Raw genomic sequence first — 22,448 nt, 5'->3', positions numbered from 1 at the left:
GCAGAAACGCGGACTGCTCAGGAGCCGCCGTGTAAGGACGCTGATGGGTGGTCGTTTCGTGGAAGCGGCTGTCCGAACCACTGCGCAAGCTGCGCCGCGAGAAGCGGATGGTGGACAATGCTGGAATGAGTCGCGTCAATGTCGAACTCGTGCAGCCGGCCGCGCGTGCGGTCCGCCCATGCCATCCGGCGTCGCGGGTCGGCTACGCGCCGAGCGCGCCACACGTGCAGATCGCAAGCGACGCGCGGCAGTTCATGCCGGGACATCAAGTCCGCGTGCGTGGAATCGACGGCAAGCGCTTTGCCGAGCAGCGACGGCTCCGCCCCGTCGAGCAACGCGAGTTCGGGCGCAGCCGCGGAGCCTTCGTCGACTATGGGAGCAGTGCCGTCTACGCGATGCGTCGCCGTATCGACGATACCGACGAACGACGCGCGCGCGCCGCGCCGCTCGAAATGATCCGCAATGGCGATCGCAAGCCGCCCGCCGAACGACCATCCGAGCAACGCGTAGTCGCCGTGCGGCTGCAGCGTTTCGATGCGCTGTGCGTAGTGCGCGGCGAGGGCTTCGAAGGTGTCGCCTTCCCATGGCTCGCCACGCAGCGCCGGCGCCTGCATCGCGATCAGGGTCACGCGGCCATTGAGCGCTTGCGCAAGCGTGCGATATTCGCCGACCATGCCGTAGCCCGGATGCAGACAGAACAGCGTGGCGGGCGCACCGAGCGCGTTCAACGGCACGGCCGGCGATGACACGGCGCGCGCCCGCGCATTCGCGTCTTGCGGCCGACGTCGCGCGAACCAGCCAGCGAGCGCGTCGTCGGACGGCACCGGCAGACTGGCCTCATAGACCGCACGCGCAGCCCAGCTTGCAGCGACGGCGTCGCGCCTTGCAAGCGCCTCGATCGACTCCGGAACTGCTTTTAGGGAAGCGGACATCTGCGGCTGCGACGTGGCCGTGCGTAAATGAGCCAGCAGTTCGCCGAGAGCGGACTCGAACGACGCGAAGAGTTTCTCCGCAAGCTCATCGGACAAGAACTGCGGCGCGTAGCCCCAGTTGAACGTCAGCGAGTTGCCTGCAATCCAGCCATTGATATCGAGCGCGCGATCAGGAATCCGCGCATGCGGCGCGATGGCGTCTCCCGACGATTCCGGCGCGAAGCCGAAGCGGCTTTCGCCGTCGAACGTTTGATCGAAGCGGCCCAGGTAGTTAAAGCCGATTTCCGGTGATGGCAGCGCACGCAGCGCTGACTGGCTGGCTGCGTCGGCGCAACAGGCCAGCAGGCCCCAGCCGAGGCCGCGCAGCGGTACCGCGGCAAGGCGCTCGCGCACGCGCAGCAGCGAGTCAGCGGAGTCCATGCCGCGCGGTAACGCGAGCGGGTATTGACTGGTGAACCACCCAACCGTTCGGCTGAGGTCTGCGCCTTCAATCACGTCTTCGCGACCGTGGCCCTCCAGTTCGACCAGCACTTCGTCACGCGTGACGGTATCGCCGATAGCGCGAGCGAGCGCGGCAAGCAGCACTTCATCGACACGCATTTTGTAGGCGCGCGGCGCTTCGCGCAGCAACTCGGCGGTCATGTCGGGTGATAGTTTTTTCAGCAGCGTCTTTTGCGGTTGGGGATGCGAAGAAAGCGGCGGGAACAGCGGGCCGGCGCGCAACGCCGGCGCGTCGAGTAACGTTTGCCACCACGCGAGTTCACTGACGCGCTCCGATGATTCGGCATACTGATTGATTGCGCGCACCCAGGCGCGCCATGACATCGACGGCGCCGGCAGCGTGATCGGTTCGTCGCGTTCGGCCTGTTCATAGGCTGTTTGCAGTTCTTCGAGGAGCACGCGCCAGGAGACGCCGTCCACCGCCAGGTGATGGATCGCGATCAGTACGCGCGTTTCGTCGGGCGTCTCGAAGTGGCCCACGCGCCAGATCGGGCCTTGTTCGATGTTCAGGCTCGACTGGATGCGGTCGCAGGCCGTTGTCAGCCCGGCAAGCGAGGCGAGGTGGTCGTGATGGACCACCGTTGTGCTAGCTGACTGTGACGGTTGTGAGGTCCGCGATGCTTGAGAGGCTTCAGACATTTGCACGGCCATCTCTGACGTCCCCGCTGCTTTCACCGCCACCTGCTTCCACCCACCCGCCTCCTTCACAAACCGTAGCCGCAACGCGTCGTGCCGTGCCTCCAGCGCCGCCACCGCGCGCTCCAGCGCCGCCGGCACGAGCCGCCCTTTCACCTTCAGCAACACCGCCTGGTTCCAGTGCGATTCCCCTTGCGGATAGCGCTCGAAGAAGAGCCGCTGGATCGGCGTCAACGGCAGCGCGGCGCCGTCGTCGAATTCCTCTACGGCGCCCGCGTCCAGCCGCTGTGCGCGTTGCGCGAGGCCGGCGACCGTCGGATGCTCGAACACCTGCCGCGGCGTCAGCCGCCAGCCCGCCTCGCGTGCCCGCGCGATGATCTGCAGGCTCTGGATCGAGTCGCCGCCCGCTTCAAAGAAGTTGTCCGTCACGCCGAGATCGTCGCGCCCGAGCACGGCCGCCCAGATCGACAGCAGCGCCGCTTCGACCTCGTTCGACGGCGCCACCCGTTTGATCGACCCCGCCTGCGGCGCGGGCAGCGACGCCCGGTCGAGCTTGCCGTTGGGCATCCACGGCAACCGTGCGAGCACTGTTATCGATGACGGCACCATGTAGCCCGGCAACTTCTGCTCCAGTTCGCGCTGCAGACGTTGGGCGTCAACAATCTGCAGGGGCGCTGCGTCGGACGGCCCCGCCACATACGCCGCGAGCCGCTGCTTCTGCGCCTCGCCCACCACGATCACCGCGGCCTCGCGCACGCCCTCGCACTGGCGCAGCACCGCCTCGATCTCGCCCAGTTCGATGCGCTGCCCGCGCAGCTTCACCTGCTGGTCCAGCCGCCCGAGGAACTCCACCGTGCCGTCCGCGCGCAGCCGGCACAGATCGCCGCTGCGATAGACGCGCGCCCCCGGCTCGCCGTAAGGGTCCGGCACGAACCGCTCCGCCGTCAGCGCTGCCCTTCCCGGATAGCCGCGCGCCACCGTCGGTCCGCCAATGCACAGCTCGCCGAGCCCACCCACCGGCGCTTCATCGCCGAACGCGTCGAACACCCGTGCCGTACGCCCCGGATACGGATGCCCGATCGGCACCGTCACCTGCCGTGCATCGTCGGCCCCGGTGCGGCGGTACAGCGCCGCCACCGTCGTCTCGGTCGGACCGTACAGGTTGTCCAGCCGGATATCCGCGAGCGGCCCCTCGCGCCAGCGCGCGAGCGCGTCGCCCGGCAGCGCCTCGCCGCCCACCGTCACCTGGCGCAGCGCGAGTTGCGCGCGCGGCGGTGCATGACGCTGCCACTGCTGCCACAGCGCGGTCGGAATCCGCGCGAATGTCACGCGCCGCTTCACCAGCCGCTCGCTCAGGCTTTGCAGATCCCACGGCTGCGAGCCGCGCATCTCCACCGTCGCGCCGCGCAGCAGCGCCGGCAGCGTCTCGTGCAGCGCGACGTCGAAGTTGATCGTCGACGAGTGCAGCACCGTATCGGTGCCGTCGATGCCGTAGGTCGCGAGAAAGTCCTGCAGGTGCGTCCACAGCGCGCCGTGGCTCACGCCGACGCCCTTGGGCCGGCCAGTCGAGCCCGATGTGTAGAGCACGTAGGCAAGCTGGTCGGGATGAAGGGGGGTGTCGAGGAAGTGTGACGCTGCGGTCGCTGTTTCCGCGCTTGCGTCGTCATCCGGCTGAATCGCCAAGACGGCGTCTCCCACCTCAACCACCTCACACCCCGCCAGCACCGCCGCCACCTGCTTCGCGCTATCGCTATCGGCCACCACCTGCACGATGCCCGCGTCGTCGATCATCTGCGCAAGACGCGCCGGCGGATACTCGGGATCGAGCGGCACGAACGCCCCACCCGAGCGGATGATCCCAAGCAGCGCCGCAACCAGCGCCGGACCGCGTGCCACGCACAGCCCCACGCGCCGCTCGGCGCCAACGCCTCGCGCGACGAGCCGTGCCGCCAGCGCCGCCGACCACGCGTCCAGTTCCGCATAGGTGAGCGATTCATCCTCGCAGCGCAACGCAATCGCATCCGGCGAACGCTTCGCCTGCGCCGCAAGCGCCATCCCGAGCGATTCGAACGCATAACGCTGCAACGGCGCCGCTTCATAACGCCCGGGCAACGTCAACGATCCAACGCGTCGCGCGACGTTGTCAGCCATCTGAGTCAGAATCGCTTCGTACTGCAATGCAATTTGTTCGACGGTGCTTGCATCGAACACATCCGCCGCATAGTTGAACATCAGGCGCAGGCCGTGCCCGTCGTCCACCACGTTCAGCACAAGATCGAAACGCGCCGTGTCCGTGCCGCCCGCCTCCGGCTCCGCGACGATTCCTGGCATCGCAACGGACGCGCTACTCGTCGCCTGCTCGAGGTTGAACATCACCTGAAACAGCGGCGAGCGACCGAGATCGCGTTCGATCCGCAATCCGTCGAGGATGCTGCCGAACGGCGCCGCCTGGTGCGCATGCGCTTCGAGCACACGTTCATGCAATCCAGCGAGCAGCGTGCCGAACGGCATGCGGCCGTCCACGTCGACGTCGATCACGAGCGTGTTGACGAAAAAGCCGATCAGCCCTTCTGTCTCGCTGCGCTGCCGTCCCGCCGACGGCACGCCGATCCGTACGCCCGACTGCCCGTCATAGCGATACAGCAAGGCGGCATACGCGCCAAGCAGTACAGTGAAAACCGTCGTGCGCTGCGCGCGCGCGAGTTCGCGCAAGCGCCCGGCGAGCGCCGGGGCGACGTCGCGCCGCGCCCGTCCGCCCTCGATGCCCCGCACCGCAGCGCGCGGCCGGTCCAATGGTAGTTCGAGCGCGGGGCGCCCGGTGCCGAGGCGCTGCGTCCAATACGCTAGATCGTCGACGAGCGCGCCGTCCTGCCATTCACGCTGCCATGCAGCGACGTCGCCAAAATGAATTTCGACGGGCGGTAGCGCGCGAGCCAGCGGCGCATCCTCGCCCGCGAGCGCCGCGCGATACAACGCCGCGACTTCGCGAACGAGCAATGACTGCGACCAGCCGTCGGACACGATGTGATGCACGGCAATCGAGAGCGCGTGACGCTCTGCCCCGATCGCGATGAGATCGACACGCAGCAGCGGCCCCTTCACCAGATCGAATGGTTCGCGAGAGGCGGCACGCAGCGTGTCGCGCAGTTGCGCGGCGTCTTCGAGCGCGTGCTCACGCCACAGGTAGTGGGCGCCGTCGCCGATGTGCTGCGCGACCACGCCGCGCGTCTCCACGAAGCGCGTACGCAGTGCGCCATGGCGTGCGACGAGCGCATCGAATGCACGGCGCAATGCGGGCACATCGAGATGTCCCGTCAACCGCAGCGCACGCGACAGGTTGTACGCCGGGTTCTGCGGATCGAGTTTCCACAAGAACCACAGGCGCTCCTGCGCGGGCGCAAGGGGGTAAAGCGCGGAGCCGGGCGAAGAAGGAACGCCGTCCGCATCGTTCGCGTTGCCAGCCTCGCGCGACAACGGCACGATCGGCAGACGCGCGGGATCGATGCCCTGCTCGCTCGCCCTCTCGCGAAAACGACGCCGACGCTCTGGCGACAACGCTGCGTACTTGCGCGAAATCGCGAGCGCGTGGCTCGGCGCGTCGCCGATGCCTGTGAAAGAATCCGGCACGGCGGCCGGTTCGTTGCGGGTCGTGGTCTGCATAACGTCAGTCTGGTCAGTCTGAATAGGTAGGCGAGCGCGTCGCGCCCGCGCATGGTGTTCGCTTCTCAATCCAGCGCATCGAACAGTCCATCGAGCGCCTGCAACTCATCGCTCGCGGTCTTTCCCGGCGACACGTCGACCTGCGGGTTTCCATCCACAACGTCCGTAAGCAGTTGAGCCAACAGCCTCGGTGTGGGACTGTCGAACAGCGCCGCGAGCGCAACCTTTCGTCCGAGCTGTTCCGACAGCCGGGCGATCAATCGCACCGCCGCGAGCGAGTGGCCGCCGAGCGCGAAGAAATCGTCGTCGGCGCCGACACGCGCGAGCCCCAGCACATCGCCAAACAGCCGCGCCGTCAGCACTTCGATCTCGCCCGATGGCTCCGCCCACTGCGCCTCGCGTTGCGGCGACACCTCGAACCGCGCGAGCGCGTTGCGATCAAGCTTGCCGTTCGCGGTGCGAGGCAGCGCATCAATCTGGTAGAGCGCCGCGGGGACCATGTAGCCCGGCAGGCGCGCGGCAAGCGTCTGGTGCCAGCCTGCCGGTACCGCGGATGATTGGCCCACCACATAGCCGACGAGCCGCGCTTCGGCGTCACCTGCGCCCGGCACAAGCGCGACTGCGGCGTCGAGCACGCCGGTGAAGTCGCGCAGCGCCGCCTCGATTTCGCCCAGTTCGATTCGATAACCGCGCAGCTTGACCTGCTGGTCGATCCGGCCAAGGCATTCGACCTCGCCGTCGGGCCGCTCGCGGCACAGGTCACCTGTGCGGTACATCCGCGCGCCCGGCGGCCCGTACGGATCAGGCACGAAGCGCTCGGCGGTGAGTCCGGCGCGACCCAGATAACCGCGCGCAAGATTGTCGCCGCCGATGCACAGTTCCCCGACGCCGCCTTGCGGCGTCAACTGGCCGGTCGCGTCGACGATACGCAGCGCGTTCGCATGCAGCGCGCGACCAATGGTGACCGCTCCGCCTTGAGGCGCCCGGGCGCAAGTCGACCAGATCGTCGTTTCGGTCGGACCGTAGAGGTTCCACAAATCGACGCCGCGTTGCGCGAGTTGAACCGTCAGGTCTGCGGGCAACGGCTCGCCGCCGGCGATGCCGGTGAGTCGTCCACGCGACGCCCCGCGCCAACCCGATTCGATCAGCAGACGCCAGCCGCTAGGCGTTGCCTGCATGACGCTCGCACCGCTTTCATCGATAAGACGCGCGAGCGCAGCGCCGTCCGCGACGGTGGCGGCGTCGGCCATTTCGACGCAAGCGCCTTTCATGAGCGGCAGGCAGAATTCCAGCAGCGAAATGTCGAACGACGGTGTAGTGACTGACAATAGTACGTCATCCTTATCGATTCGCATGACGATATCGACACTCGCGAGCAGCCTTGCCAGCGCGCCGTGAGAAACCGCAACGCCCTTGGGTCGCCCTGTCGAACCTGACGTGTAGATCACGTAGGCGAGTTCCGAACCGGTGCATGGCAATACGGGTGGCGGCACTGTTGCCGCCTTGCCGACCACGGCGTCAGGGACACCCGCAGCTCCGACCTCTGCGCCAATCCCACCATTCACGTCGATACGACCGTCGAGCGCGCTGCCGAGCCGTGCGCGCCCTTCTTCGTCTGCGATGACCCGCGTTATCCTCGCGTCGTCCAGCATGGCGGCGAGGCGCTCCGCCGGGAACGACGGATCGAGCGGCACATAAGCCGCGCCGCTGCGCCACACGCCGAGCATGCTGGCAATCAGCGCCGGCGAGCGGCGCATGCAGACGGCTACGCACTCCTCCCGCGCGACCCCGCTCGCACGCAAACGCGCGTCGATCGTCGCGGACCAACGGGCGAGCGTCGCGTAGTCGAACGCTTCGCCGTTTTGCCGGACGGCGATGCGATGCGGCATGCGCGCGGCCTCAGCCGCAAAACGTTCATGCCACGCGAGCGGCGCGGCTTCTGGCAACGGCTCGGCGTGCGGCGCACCTCGCCGCACCGCAAGTTCGCCGACGAAGCGCGGCGCGTGCTCGCCGTCGTCAGCGAGTTGATCGAGGAGCCCGAGATATTGCCGCTGCAACTGCTCGACCTGAGTACGCGTGAGCCGCCGGCTGTCCCACTGCCATTGCAGTTCGATGCGCGTCGCCGGCAGGATCGTCAGCGTCAGCGGATAGTGTGTGCGTTCGAACGAATCCACGCGCTCCACACGCAGCGCGTCGGTTGCCGTGGACGCCGCGCGGGCCGCAACCGGATAGTTCTCGAACACGATCAGGCTGTCGAACAACGCGTCGCCGCTGCGACCCGCCCACTGCTGCAGCGACGATAGCGGCGTATGCTCGACCTCACGCATTTGCATGTTGCAGGTCTGCAATTCATCGAGCCATGCCGGTATCGTCACCTCGCCGGGCACCGCTGCAAACACGGGAAGGCTATTGATAAACAGTCCGAACATTTGATCCGATCCAGCGAGAGATGCGGGCCGCCCCGACACCGTGACACCGAAGGCCACCGTCCGCTTGCCGCTCACCCGTGCGAGCAGCGCGGCCCACGCGCCCTGCATCAACGTGTTGAGCGTCACGCGATGCCGCTGTGCGGCGCGGCGCACTCGCGCATCGAGCGGCGCGTCCAGTTCGAGCGTGAGCTTGCGTGGCACGCTCGCCGCCTCGCTCGAATCTGTGCCGAGCGGCGCGACAAGGCTGGCTGTGAGCGTGCCGGTATCGTCGGTGGCAGGGAGCCGCTCGCTCCACCAATCCCGTGGATCGGGTTGCACAGCGAGCCACTCGACATAGCGCCGGTACGATGGCGGCATGCCTGCGGCAGCGCGCGCGCCGTCAGTCGGGGAAACGCCCAACGCACGCTCGTAGTCGTCGAATACTTCGGCCAGCAGACGTGCGCCGCTCCAGCCGTCGGTCAGTACATGGTGATGCGTGCGCACGAGGTCGAAGCGGCCATCCGGACGCCGGAACACGTTGACACGCATCAGCGGCGCGCGCGACGCATCGATTCCCGCAGCGATGTCCGCCGCGCGCCACGTGGCGAGGCGCGCGTCGTAGTCGTGTGCATCGCACCAGTCGTGCACCGCAAACGGCAGCACGGCTTCGCGCTGCACGATCTGCAACGCCGCTTCGCCATGACGCCACTCGAAGCGCGTGCGCAACATGTCGTGCCGCGCGATGGCGGCCTGCCAGGCGGCGCGCAAGGCGGCGGCGTCGAGGCGGCCGCCGAGCGTCAGCAGCAACTGGTTCACATACACGCCCTCGCCCTGCTGTAACTCGCTGTGATAGAGCAAGCCCTGCTGCAATGGTGTAGCCGGATAGATATCGGCGACGCCGCCAAGCGGCAGGCGCAGCGCGCGCAACTGCACCTGGTCGAGGCCCGACAACGGGAAATCCGACGCTGTCGCGCCCGGTGGTGCGGCGACGCAGTGCGCGATCAGTGCGTCGACGTGTTGATCGAAGGCCGCGACAATGCGCTCGACGCTTTCACGCGCGATGCGCGCCGGATCGAAGCGCCAGCGTAGCAGCAGCGTGTCGCCGGTGACGATGCCGTTGAGGTCGAGCGCGTAATCGACGCGCGCGCCGGGTCCGTGGCTGCTGCCTGCATCATCGGAGCTGAAGGTGAAGCGCGATGCCGCGTCGAACGACTGGTCGAAGCGCCCGAGATAGTTGAAGCTGATCGCCGGACGCGGCCGCGCGCGGCTCGCGTCGAGCAGCCCCCAGTGCATCCCTTTGTGAGGCACGGCACGCACTCGCTCCTTGACCGCAACGAGGGCATCGCCAGGTGCTGCCGGGGCTCCTGGAAGCGCGACCGGGAAGCGCGTTGTGAACCAGCCGACCGTGCGGCTCAGGTCGACACCGTCGATCACGTCTTCGCGGCCATGGCCTTCCAGTTCGACGGCAATTTCAGCCGCGCCGCTCCACGCGCCCAGCGCCTGCGCAAGCGCGGCGAGCAGCAATTCGTCGACGCGCGTGCGATAGGCGCGCGACGCGTTTTGCAGCAGATCGCGCGTGCGGCTAGCGTCGAGTGTCCAGTCGATTGTTTCGCTTCCGGCGACGCGCGTGCCTGCGGGTGCACGCAACGGAAGTTCCGAAGCCTCATCGAGGACACTCAGCGCGTTCTGCCACCAACTGGCTTCCGACTGAACTGCATCGGAGTGCGAATATTGTTCGAGCGCGCGTACCCAGGCGCGCCATGACATCGACGGCGCCGGCAGTGCGATGGGCGCGTCGCGTTCGGCCTGTTCGTAGGCGGTTTGCAGTTCTTCGAGGAGCACGCGCCAGGAGACGCCGTCCACCGCCAGGTGATGGATCGCGATCAGTACGCGCGTTTCGTCGGGCGTCTCGAAGTGGCCTATGCGCCAGACCGGACCGTGTTCGATGTTCAGACTTGACTGGATGCGGTCGCAGGCCGCTGTCAGCCGGGCAAGCGAGGCGAGGTGGTCGTGATGGACTACCGCTGTGCTAGCTGACTGTGACGGTTGTGAGGTCTGCGCTGCTTGAGAGGCTTCAGACATTTGCGCGGACATCTCTGACGTCTGCGCGCCCTTCACCGCCACCTGCTTCCACTCCCCCGCCTCCCTAGCAAACCGCAGCCGCAACGCGTCGTGCCGTGCCTCCAGCGCCGCCACCGCGCGCTCCAGCGCCGCCGGCACCAGCCGCCCTTTCACCTTCAGCAGCACCGCCTGGTTCCAGTGCGACTCCCCTTGCGGATAGCGCTCGAAGAAGAGCCGCTGGATCGGCGTCAATGGCAGCGCGGCGCCGTCGTCGAACTCCTCTACTGCGCCGGCGTCCAGCCGCTGTGCGCGTTGCGCGAGGCCGGCGACCGTCGGATGCTCGAACATCTGCCGCGGCGTCAGCCGCCAGCCCGCCTCGCGTGCCCGCGCGATAATCTGCAGGCTCTGGATCGAGTCGCCGCCCGCTTCGAAGAAGTTGTCCGTCACGCCGAGATCGTCGCGCCCGAGCACGGCCGCCCAGATCGACAGCAGTGCCGCTTCGACCCCGTTCGACGGCGCCACCCGTTCGATCGCCCCCGCCTGCGGCGTGGGCAGCGACGCCCGGTCGAGCTTGCCGTTGGGCATCCACGGCAGCCGTGCGAGCACTGTTATCGACGACGGCACCATGTAGCCCGGCAACTTCTGCTCCAGTTCGCGTTGCAGACGTTGGGCGTCGAGCGGCGGCAGGGACGCTGCGTCGGACTGCCCAGCCACATACGCCGCGAGCCGCTGCTTCTGCGCCTCGCCCACCACGATCACTGCGGCTTCGCGCACCCCGTCGCACTGGCGCAGCACCGCCTCGATCTCGCCCAGTTCGATGCGCTGGCCGCGCAGCTTCACCTGCTGGTCCAGCCGCCCGAGGAACTCTACCGTGCCGTCCGCACGCAGCCGGCACAGGTCGCCGCTGCGATAGACGCGCGCCCCCGGCTCCCCGTACGGGTCCGGCACGAACCGCTCCGCCGTCAGCGCCGCCCTTCCCGGATACCCGCGCGCCACCGTCGGTCCGCCGATGCACAGCTCGCCGAGCCCACCCACCGGCGCTTCATCGCCAAACGCGTCGAACACCCGCGCCGTACGCCCCGGGTACGGATGCCCGATCGGCACCGTCACCTGCCGTGCGTCGTCGGCTCCGGTGCGGCGGTACAGTGCCGCCACCGTCGTCTCGGTCGGCCCGTACAGGTTGTCCAGCCGGATATCCGCGAGCGGCCCCTCGCGCCAGCGCGCGAGCGCGTCGCCCGGCAGCGCCTCGCCGCCCACCGTCACCTGACGCAGCGCGAGTTGCGCGCGCGGCGGTGCATGACGCTGCCACTGCTGCCACAGCGCGGTCGGAATCCGCGCGAACGTCACGCGCCGCTTCACCAGCCGCTCGCTCAGGCTTTGCAGATCCCACGGCTGCGTCCCGCGCATCTCCACCGTCGCGCCGCGCAGCAGCGCCGGCAGCGTCTCGTGCAGCGCGACGTCGAAGTTGATCGTCGACGAGTGCAGCACCGTATCCGTACCGTCGATGCCGTAGGTCGCGAGGAAATCCTGCAGGTGCGTCCACAGCGCGCCGTGGCTCACGCCGACGCCCTTGGGCCGGCCGGTCGAGCCCGATGTGTAGAGCACGTAGGCGAGCTGGTCGGGATGAAGGGGGGCGTCGAGGAAGTGTGGTGCTGCTGTCGCTGTTTCCGCGCTTGCGTCGTCATCCGGCTGAGTCGCCAAGACGGCGTCTCCCACCTCAACCACCTCACACCCCGCCAGCACCGCCCCCACCTGCTTCGCGCTAGCGCTATCGGCCACCACCTGCACGATGCCCGCGTCGTCGATCATCTGCGCAAGGCGTGCGGGCGGATACTCAGGATCGAGCGGCACGAACGCCCCACCCGAGCGGATGATCCCAAGCAGTGCCGCAACCAGCGCCGGGCCGCGTGCCACGCACAGCCCCACGCGCCGCTCGGCGCCAACACCTCGCGCGACGAGTCGTGCGGCCAGCTTCGCCGACCACGCATCCAGTTCCGCATAGGTGAGCGACTCATCCTCGCAGCGCAGCGCAATCGCATCCGGCGAGCGCTTCGCCTGCGCCGCGAGCGCCATCCCGAGCGATTCGAACGCATAACGCTGCAACGGCGCTGCTTCATAACGCCCGGGCAACGTCAACGATCCAACGCGCCGCGCGACGTCCCCGGCCATTTGCGTCAGAATTGCTTCGTACTGCAATGCAATTTGTTCGACGGTCTCGCGATCGATCCGCTCGCCGTTCCACGCCCATTCGAGCGAAAGCGTCTTTCCGCGCGGAATGATCGCTAGCGCGAGCGGGTAATGCGTGGGGTCGACGGAATCGATCGACTCCACCTTCAGGCTGGCGTCGCCATCGCGCGCGGCATCGACGGGATAGTTTTCAAACACCACTATGCTGTCAAACAGCGCGTCGCCGCTACGTCCGCTCCACTGCTGCACGCGCGCGAGCGGCGTGTGCTCGTAGTGGCGCAGTTCCATCAGCTCGCCTTGCAGCTTGTGCAGCCATGCGCCGAGGTCCGCGCTTGCGTCGACGTCGACCTGCACCGGCAGCGTATTGATGAACAGCCCCAACATGCGTTCGACGCCCGGCAGATGCGCCGGCCGTCCCGACAACGTAGTGCCGTATGAAACCTGTCGCCGATGTCCATAGCGCGCGAGCAGCACCGCCCACGCGCCTTGCATCAGCGTATTGAGCGTGATTTCGTGGCGACGCACCGTTGCATGCAAACGCGAGACGAGCGCTTCGTCCAGCGCGCAGCGCCGCGCATGGGCGCCCGGTTCTGCTGCGCGCGGCTCGCCGAGACTGGCGGTGAGCGTCGCAGGATCGTCGGCGCGCGCGGCCCATGCGCGCCACCATGCTTCGGTTGCGGGATCGTCGGCCGCTTCACGAATCCACTCGACGTACCCGCGATACGGCGGCGCCTGTTCGAACGTCGCGGCAGCGCCGCTCGTGCGCAGTCGATAGTCGCGCAAGATCTCCGCGAACAACAGCGAAACGCTCCAGCCGTCGAGCAGAAGATGATGATGCGTCCACACGAGGTCTGCGGTGCGGGCGTCGCGAATGAAGAGCGCGATGCGCATGAGCGGCGCCTCATCTGGCGCGATGCCATCGGCGAGATCGCGCGCCCGCCAGTCGGCCAGGCGCGCGTCGTAATCGGGTGCGGCGGACCAGTCGTGCGTTTCGAACGGCAACGCGATGCTGCGATGGACAATCTGCATCACCGAGCCGCCGTGCTGCCACGCGAAACCCGTGCGCAAAATCGCGTGACGCGCGAGCGCGGCCTGCCACGCTGCGTGCATTGCGGCGACGTCGAGCGTGCCCGACAGTGTCGCGCGCATCTGGTTGAGATACGCGCCCTGTTGCGACTCCGCGAGCGTGTGATAAAGCAGACCGCTTTGCAACGGCGTCGCCGGATAGACGTCCTCGACGTGCTCAGGCGTGATGCCGAGCGCACGCCAGAGATCGGACGACGCCGACGCGCTGGTTCCAGCCGATGATCCAATGCCCGCGAGCGATGCGGATGCCGACGCCGGCACAGGTCCGGCCGCACGCGCAAGCTGTTGCACGGTCGGCGCTTCGAACACCATGCGCGGCGTCACGTGCAAGCCCGCATCGCGCGCTTTTGCCACGATTTGCAGACTCAAGATCGAGTCGCCGCCTATCACGAAGAAGTTGTCCGTCACGCCGATATCGTCGCGCCGCAACACGGCACGCCAGACAGCAAGCAACGCGGCCTCGGCGGGCGTCGATGCGGCGACGCCCTGCTTCGCGTTCGCTACCGCCCCCGGCGCGGGCAATGCACGGCGGTCGAGCTTGCCGTTCGGCGTCAGCGGAAAGCGCTCAAGCTCCACATACGACGACGGCACCATATGCCCCGGCAGCCGCGCGGCAAGCCACGTCTGCCAGCGTCCCGCATCGCCTGCATCGGGTCCGCCGCGTGGCACCACGTAGGCAATCAGACGCCGGTTGTCGTTGGCGTTGTTGTCGTCGCCGTGGCCCAACACCAGCACCGCCACGTCCCGCACCTCGGGATGCGCCCGCAGCGCCGCCTGGATCTCACCCAGTTCGATACGGAAGCCGCGAATCTTCACCTGATCGTCGTTACGGCCCAGATACTCGAGGTCGCCATCGGGCAAGCGTCGCGCGAGGTCGCCCGAACGGTACAGCCGCGCACCCGGCCCACCATACGGGTCCGGCACGAAGCGCTGCGCGCTCAGCGCGGCGCGTCCCAGATAGCCGCGCGCAAGACCCGCGCCGCCCACATACAGTTCGCCCACCGCCCCCACCGGCACGCGGTTCAGATCCACGTCGAGCACGTGCAGCGTGAGGTCAGCGAGCGGCGCACCAATCACGCTGCGCCCGTCGCGCAACGCCGCTTCGTCCAGTGTCCGGTGCGTCACGTGCACAGTCGTTTCCGTGATCCCGTACATGTTCACGAGCGCCGGCAATGTTCCCTTGCGGCGCGCGCCCTCCGCCCATCGCGCCAGCAAGGACGGCTCAAGACGCTCGCCGCCAAAGATCACCGCGCGCAGCGAGTCGAGCGTGTTGCCGTCATCGGTCTGGATCAGTTGCACGAAGGCCGACGGCGTCTGGTTCAGCACCGTCACCTGTTCCTTGCGCAAGAGCGCATGGAATGCCGCGGGTTCGCGAGCGCTCCAGTGCGGCACGATCACGAGCCGCGCGCCATGCACGAGCGCCCCGAACATCTCCCATACGGAGAAGTCGAATGCGTAGGAATGGAACAACGTCCACACGTCCTGTGCGTCGAATGCAAAGCGCGACTGCGTTGCATCGAACAGACGCGCGACGTTCTCATGCGTGACGCCAACGCCCTTCGGTACGCCCGTCGAGCCCGACGTATAGATCACGTAGGCCAGCTGTTGCGGATGCGGGTATGCACCGGCATCGTCCGTGGCATCGGCAGGCACCGCATCGCGCAGCGCCACCGCATCGACGGTGGGCCGCGAGCCGAACAGCGACGCATGCTGCGCGAGACTCGACGCATCGGTCACGATCAGCCGAAGCTGCGCGTCGTCAAGGATATGCGCGAGGCGTCCGGCCGGGTACGACGGATCGAGCGGCACATACGCCGCCCCTGCACGCAACACGCCGAGCAGCGACGCAACCAGCGCAGCGCTGCGCTGCATCGCGACGCCCACGCGCGTTTCCGCTGTCGCGCCGAGACGCCGCAACTCATCCGCGATCGCGCGCGACCAGGCATCCAGTTGCGCATACGTCACGTGCTCATCGCCATCGATTAGCGCGATCGCTTCGGGCCGCGCACGCGCTTGCGCAGCAATCCGCGCCGTCACCGGTTCGTAGGCGAACGTGGATGGCAGACGTGACGGCAGTTGATCACCGAGTTCGGGCAGTTCGAACGATGCAATCCGTGCATCGGGAGCCGCGCTCCACTGTTCGAGCAAGCCCGTGAAATTACGCGCTAACCGTTCGATGGTGGACGCGTCGAAGACGTCAGTCGCGTACGTGAACGCCAGATCGATCGCGCCGTCGGCGGCCTCGGCGATATTGAGCATCAGATCGAATTGCGCCTCGCCGTTGTCGACTTCCTGCACCGTCACGCGCAGTCCCTCGCCGAACGATGCAGCGAGATCATGGCGCTGTTGCTGATTGACGAGCACCTGAAAGAGCGGTGTCTGCGCCAGGTCGCGCGCCGGTTGCACCGCCTTGACGACGCTCGCAAACGGCACATCCTGGTTCGCGTAAGCGCCGAGCAGCCGCTCACGCACATCGTCGATGAGTTGCGCCGCCCGCGTTTCGCCGCGCGGCGCGGTGCGGATCACGACAGTGTTGACGAAGAAGCCCGCGACGTCCGCGGCTCCCGGCAGATCGCGGCCTGCGAGCGGCACGCCAAGGCGAATGTCGGACTGGCCCGAGCATCGGTAAAGCAGCGCATCGACTGCGGCGAGAAGCGTCATGAAGAGCGTCGCGCGACGTGCGCTTGCGAGCGCGCGCAACGCATACGCTGTGCCGGCGGGCACGCGCACGCGATGACGCGCGCCGGGCGCGCAGCGCGAGCCGGAGCGCGTTCGATCGTATGGCAGCGCAAGCGTCGCGGGAGACTCGTCGTCGTTCGTGAGCGCTGCGCGCCACCATTCGAGTTGTTGCAACTCGCGCTCGGGCGTCAGTCGAGCCGCGCGCGCCGATATCAGTTCGCGATAAGCGGCGGCCGATGTGGCGGCGACGCGCTCATCGTCGGCGATAGACGCGACAGATGTCACGGACGCAGCAGGACCCGCTGCGCAGTAGTCGCGATACAGGCGCGAAAAATCGGCGAACAGGAGACCGAGCGACCAGTCGTCGCTAACGATGTGATGCAGCACCAGATGCAGCACGTGACAGTCGTCGGCCATGCGGACGAGCGTCGCGCGCACGGGCGGCTCGGCGCTCAGGTCGAACGGCGTGCGAACGAGCGCGCCGAGACACGCGGCCAGCGCTTCCTCGCTGGTGTCGTTGTGCGTGTTCGGCAAATCCAGCAGGCGGATCTCGCTGCGGCATGCATCGTCGATGCGCTGGTATGGAACGCCTTCTATCTCGGCGAAACGCATCCGCAGTGCGGGATGCCGCTTGCCCAACGAGACGAACGCTGCACGCAGCGCATCGACGTCGAGCTGGCCGTCGAAGCGGAGCGCACCGTTCACGTGATATGCCACGCTCTGAGGATCGAGCTTCCACAGGAACCACAAGCTTTGCTGCGACGGCGAAAGCGGCATTGGCGCGGTGACGTCGGCTTGACGGGCGATGTCGGCGGCGGTGACGGCAGCGGTGATGGAGAGCGCAGCAGCATCACCATCAGCAGCAACCGCAACGCCAGACGCCGACCTCAGCGCGTCGTCGTCGGCTCCAGCGGATTGCGCGGCGCTCAGCAGCGTCGCGAAGTCTTCGAGACGCGGATGTTCGAACACTGCTCGCAGCCCGGGCGCGTCGCCGAATTCTTTACGCACGGCCGACAGGACACGCACTGCCAGCAGTGAATGGCCTCCAAGGAGGAAGAAATCGTCGTGTGCGCCGACGCGCTCCACGCCGAGTACCTGTTGCCAGATCGCGGCAAGCTTTGTCTGTGTTTCGCCGTGCGGTGCGACATAAGTCGCGCGGCTTGAATTGGCCACCTCCGGCGCGGGCAATGCACGGCGATCGAGCTTGCCGTTCGGCGTCAGCGGAAAGCGCTCAAGCTCCACATACGACGACGGCACCATGTGCCCCGGCAGCCGCTCGGCGAGCCACGTCTGCCAGCGTCCCGCATCGCCTGCATCGGGTCCGCCGCGCGGCACCACGTAGGCGATCAGGCGCCGGTTGTCGTTGGCGTTATTGTCGTCGCCGTGGCCCGACACCAGCACCGCCACATCCTGCACTTCCGGATGCGCCCGCAGCGCCGCCTGGATTTCACCCAGTTCGATACGGAAGCCGCGAATCTTCACCTGATCGTCGTTACGGCCCAGGTACTCGAGGTCGCCATCGGGCAGCCGTCGCGCGAGGTCGCCCGAGCGGTACAGCCGCGCACCCGGCGCACCATACGGGTCCGGCACGAAGCGTTGCGCGCTCAGCGCGGCGCGGCCCAGATAGCCGCGCGCCAGACCCGCGCCGCCCACATACAGTTCGCCCACCGCCCCCACCGGCACGCGGTTCAGATCCGCGTCGAGCACGTGCAGCGTGAGGTCATCGAGCGCCGCACCAATCACGCTGCGCCCGTCGCGCAACGCCGCTTCGTCCAGTGTCCGGTGCGTCACATGCACGGTCGTTTCCGTGATCCCGTACATGTTCACGAGCGCCGGCAATACGCCCTTGCGCCGCGCGCCGTCAGCCCATCGCGCGAGCGAGGACGGCTCAAGACGCTCGCCGCCAAAAATCACCGCGCGCAGTGAGTCGAGCGTGTTGCCGTCATCGGTCTGAATCAATTGCACGAATGCCGACGGCGTCTGGTTCAGCACCGTCACCCGTTCCTTGCGCAGGAGCGCATGGAATGCCGCGGGTTCGCGTGTGCTCCAGTGCGGCACGATCACGAGCCGCGCGCCATGCACGAGCGCCCCGAAAATCTCCCACACGGAGAAGTCGAATGCGTAGGAATGGAACAGCGTCCACACGTCCTGTGCGTCGAATGCAAAGCGCGACTGTGTTGCATCGAACAAACGCGCGACGTTCTCATGCGTGATGCCCACGCCTTTCGGTACGCCCGTCGAGCCCGACGTATAGATCACGTAGGCCAGCTGTTGCGGATGCGGGTATGCACCGGCATCGTCCGTGGTATCGCTCGTGGCATCAGAAGGCACCGCATCGCGCAGCGCCACCGCATCCAAAGTTGGCCGCGAGCCGAACAGCGACGCATGCTGCGCGAGGCTCGACGCATCGGTCACGATCAGCCGAAGCTGGGAATCGTCGACGATATGCGCGAGGCGTCCGGCCGGGTACGACGGATCAAGCGGTACATACGCCGCCCCTGCACGCAACACGCCGAGCAGCGACGCAACCAGCGCAGCAGAGCGCTGCATTGCGACGCCCACGCGCGTTTCCGCTGTCGCACCGAGGCGCCGCAACTCATCCGCGATCGCGCGCGACCACACATCGAGTTGCGCATACGTCACATGCTCATCGCCATCGACCAGCGCGATCGCTTCGGGCCGCGCACGCGCTTGCGCAGCAATCTGCGCCGTCACCGGTTCGTAGACGAACGTGGATGGCAAACGTGGCGACTTTGCAGATGGAGCGTCGTCGGTTGGCAGATCGCGCAGCCGCACGTGCGGGTCGTCGCCTTCAACGAGCGCGGTCGCGAGGCAGTCCAGCATCCGCTCGAAATATTCCGCGATGCGGGCACCCCCATCCTCGGACACGCTGGCGGCATGCCTGTGCCACTCCAGTCTCAGCGCGTCGCCGCCTCCCACATGACGCGGCGCGACGACCAGCATCAGCGGAAAATGACTGCGGTTGTGTGCGTCGACAGCGCGTATGCGCGGCACATCGCCAAGCGCATCGAGCGCGTCGTCGAGCGGATAATTTTCGAAGACGATCAGGCTATCGAACAGCGCATCGACGTTCGAGTTCGCCCATTGCTGCAAGCTCGCGAGCGGCGTGTGCTCGACGTCGCGCAACTCCGCGTTTTGCCGCTGCAGCGCGGCGAGCCAGGAGCGCACCGTCGCGTCGGATTTCACATCGACCCACAACGGCAAGCTGTTGATGAACAGACCGACTATCGATTGCGCATTCGGCAGATCGACCGGGCGGCCAGACACCGTCATGCCGAACGTCACTTGCGTGCGCCCGGAGAAACGTGCGAGCGCGAGCGCCCACGCTGCCTGGACAAGCGTATTCAGCGTGACCTGTGCGCGACGCGCAGCGCGCGTCAACCGCGCGTGAGACGGGCCGTCGAGCTCGCGGATCAGCGCTTGTGCCGCTACGCCATCGGCGCTCTTCTCGGACGACGCACGCAAAGCACCGCCGAGCGCATCGGCTACGCGCGCCGGTTCATCGCGCGTTGCGAGCCGTGCGCGCCAGAACGGAGCCGTATCGGGTTGGCCGCGCAGCCAGTGGACGTAATCCGCGTACGGCGCCGCCGGCGACGTGTCGGGGACGCCGCCCGCGTCGAGCGCCGCATACGCGCGCGCGACTTCGCTGACGACCTGCGCGGTGCTCCAGCCATCGGTCAACGCGTGATGGTGAGTCCACAGCAGATCGTGCGCGCCGTCGGGGCGCTCGAAGACATCGACGCACATCAGCGGCGCGACGTCTGGCTCGAAACCGCGCGTGGCAATCGCCTCGCGTGCGCCTTCGTATGCGGCGTCGTACTGTTCGTCCGTCGATGCCGCCGCAGTGAGCGCGGCGATCGGAACCGGCACAACTAGCGCATCACGTGGATGCAATTCGAACGGCATGCGCACGCGCCGCTCGACGATCTGCAACGGCTCGCCACCGGCCGGCCACACGAAGCGCGTGCGCAAAACCGGGTGACGGGCGATCACAGCGTCCCACGCCGCGCGCATGGTGTCGATCTTCAAGCTGTCGATCGTGAGACGCAATTGCGATACGTACATGCCTGGCTCGCCATCGAGCATGCCGTGAAATAGCAGACCCTGCTGCATCGGCGTGGCTGGATAGACTGCGTCGACGGCGTCGCGCGAAACACCGGCTTCAGCGAACCAGCGATCGTCGTCGGCGGGATGCGTGGTGTGCGGCGGTGTTGCGGCGGCATATGCCGCTGTGTGACTCGCGCCGGCGTCGGCGCGGGTCCGCTCGCTTGTCTTGATGTGTGTCGTCGTGCTTGCCTGCTCAGTCGAGCCTGCGCTTGTCCGCTGCTTCGCCCCGCCGCCTTTCTCTCCAGCGCTCCGATGGTCGGACGCCACCTTCATGGGGACGGCGACGCGCGCCGCCGCCTCGATCGTCGGGTGGTCGAACATCTGTTTCGGCGTGAGCTTGAGTCCCGCGCCGCGCGCCCTGGCAATGATCTGCAGGCTGAGAATCGAATCCCCGCCGATTTCGAAGTAGTTGTCAGTTACGCCAATGTCATCGCGCTTGAGCAGCAGCTTCCAGATTCCGATCAGCGTGCGTTCCGCGTCATTGCGCGGCTCGACACGCGCGGCGCCCGCCCTGTTTTCCTGCAGCGGCGCCGGCAACGCGGCACGGTCGATCTTGCCGTTCGGGGTCAGCGGCAACGCGGCCAGCACCTGAAGCGACGACGGCACCATGTAGTCCGGTAGTTCCGCGGCGAGACGGCTGCGGATCGCATCGACGTCGAGCGATTCTGCGGCACTCAGGTACGCGACGAGGCGAGGCGCGGCGCCGTCGCTATCCGCGTAGGCGATCACCACTGCGTCGCGCACGCCATGCTCGTTGCGCAGGCGCGCGGCGACCTCTTCCGGCTCGACACGAAAGCCGCGGATCTTCACCTGGTCGTCGAGTCGGCCGAGAAACGCGTATTCGCCGTCCGGCAGACGGCGGCTTCTATCGCCCGTCCGGTAGAGCCGCGCGCCGTTACCGTCGGGATCGGGCACGAAGCGCTCCGCCGTCAGCGAAGGTCTGTTCAGATAGCCCTGCGCCACGCTCGCGCCGCCGATGCACAACTCACCAGTGGCACCTTTGGGCACCGCATTACCGTCGGCATCCACGATGCGAGCCTTCACGTGCGCGAGCGGCTTGCCGAGCGGAAGCGTCCCCGCGCGACTTTGCGCGCCCGCGCGCGTGAGTACGCCGACCGCGGTCTCGGTCGGCCCATAGTGGTTGATCAACTGGCATTCGGGCCGCAACGTCGCGATGCGCGCGGCCAGACGCGTCGGCGCCGGCTCGCCGCCCAGCACGAGACAGCGGCGCGGCAGCACCCATTCCGCCGATTGCGCTTGCAACAGCGCGTCGAGATGGCTCGGCACGATCTTGAGCAGGTCGACCGAATGCGTGTGCATGTAGGCGGCAAAGGCGTCCGGATCGGCGGCGACGTCGGCGTCGATCAGATGCAGAGTCCAGCCGTGCCACAGCGCGCCGAACAACGATGTGTGGCCAAGATCGGCGGCGGTGGTCGACAGATACGCTGCGCTTGCAATACCTTCGGGCAGCCGTTCGGAGACGCCCTGCAAATAGGCGGCGAGCGCCGCATGGCTGAGCACGACGCCCTTCGGCCGGCCGGTCGAGCCTGACGTATAGATCACGTACGCGGGCCAGATGAGGACGCTGTCGTCGCTCGATGGACCAGACATCGCGTGGTGAAAGGTCTCGCTGCCTGATGCGTTAGTTGTGTCGAGCACCTTGGCCACGGCTTCGTCAGGGACGCGGAACGCTTGCGGGTCGAGTGTCGTCACGCCCTCGGGCAGCCAGCGCGGGCCGTCGGTTCCGATTGAGGCGTTGGTTGCATCAGTTGCATCAGCTGCGACACCCTCCACCACCGCATCCAACGCCCCACTTGTCAGCGCAGCGCCCGTCATCACCACGCGCGCGCCGCAGTCCTCGGCCTGCCAGCGCAGCCGCGCTTCCGGAAGCGCCGGGTCGAGCGGCACATAGCATGCGCGCACCCGCCACACCGCGAGAATCGCTGCAACGAACGCCGTGCAGCGCGGTAATGCGAGCACCACGCGATCGCCAGGCCGCACACCTTCAGCGACGAGCGCCGCGGCGAGCCTGCCGGACCACTGCCAAAGATCACGCCAGACCAGCGGTCCCGTGCTGTCGACAAGCGCAACGGCATCCGGCCGTTCGATGGCAAACCGCGCGACGCGGGCGGGCAAAAAGTCGGTGTCGAAAGAGATAGCTTGCATGGTG

The 22,448-nt window shown here is 67.3% G+C and carries 2 protein-coding genes; both read right to left on the bottom strand.

The genetic code is table 11. The annotated features are described in order from the left end of the window. Nucleotides 1–17: 17 nt before the first annotated feature. A complete protein-coding gene (locus ACTJLB_RS04270; RefSeq protein ID WP_440782586.1) occupies nt 18–5,729 on the bottom strand; it encodes an amino acid adenylation domain-containing protein in 5,712 nt (1,903 codons plus the stop codon). A 65-nt stretch (nt 5,730–5,794) separates the two neighbouring features. Further along, nucleotides 5,795–22,444 (bottom strand): amino acid adenylation domain-containing protein, encoded by a 16,650-nt coding sequence (locus ACTJLB_RS04265; protein WP_440782585.1) that lies wholly within the window; start codon nt 22,442–22,444, stop codon nt 5,795–5,797. Between the last annotated feature and the right edge of the window lie 4 nt (nt 22,445–22,448).

Origin of the sequence: Paraburkholderia sp. 22098 (assembly GCF_052045935.1) — a bacterium.
GTDB classification, from domain to species: domain Bacteria; phylum Pseudomonadota; class Gammaproteobacteria; order Burkholderiales; family Burkholderiaceae; genus Paraburkholderia; species Paraburkholderia caledonica.
Note: the sequence above shows the minus strand (reverse complement) of the source record. Positions and strands in the feature narration are given on the sequence as shown.